At 52.7% G+C, this 448-nt stretch carries 1 protein-coding gene; it reads left to right on the top strand.

Going from position 1 to position 448, the window contains the following annotated elements; genetic code table 11:
• Positions 1–180 precede the first annotated feature (180 nt).
• A partial coding sequence (locus JS756_RS39125) for an RING finger protein (RefSeq protein ID WP_205387494.1) occupies positions 181–448 on the top strand: 268 nt, incomplete at its 3' end.

The following is a 448-nucleotide window of genomic DNA, read 5'->3' as shown; positions in this document are numbered from 1 at the left end:
GAAGATCTGAGCGCGAAGAATTTACTGGGCTCTACGCGGTCGAAGCCGGGGTCGTCATCCAACAATGGCCCTTCGGGCCCAGATGGTACCTACAAGGGTGCGGCGAACTATCAATCCTTCATTCAGAAAAACCCAGATGCGCCCAGCAAGCAGTTTGGTCCAATAAAAGCTCCCACGAACGTGCGCACGATCACGGTGATGGATTATGCACCCGATGTATGCAAGGATTGGAAGCAGACGGGGTTCTGTGGATTTGGCGACTCGTGCAAGTTTCTGCACGCCCGAGAAGACTATAAGCAAGGCTGGGAGTTAGATAGGGACTGGGAGATTGGCACGAATGGCAAGCCGCTGAGTGGGAAGGTCATGTCGTCGCGGAAAGGTGGTAATAATAAAACCGAGAATGAGGAGGATGACGAAGATGACGAGGATGAGCTTCTCGAAAGCATTC

It is taken from the genome of Streptomyces actuosus, from assembly GCF_016921115.1.
GTDB classification, from domain to species: domain Bacteria; phylum Actinomycetota; class Actinomycetes; order Streptomycetales; family Streptomycetaceae; genus Streptomyces; species Streptomyces actuosus_A.
Note: the sequence above shows the minus strand (reverse complement) of the source record. Positions and strands in the feature narration are given on the sequence as shown.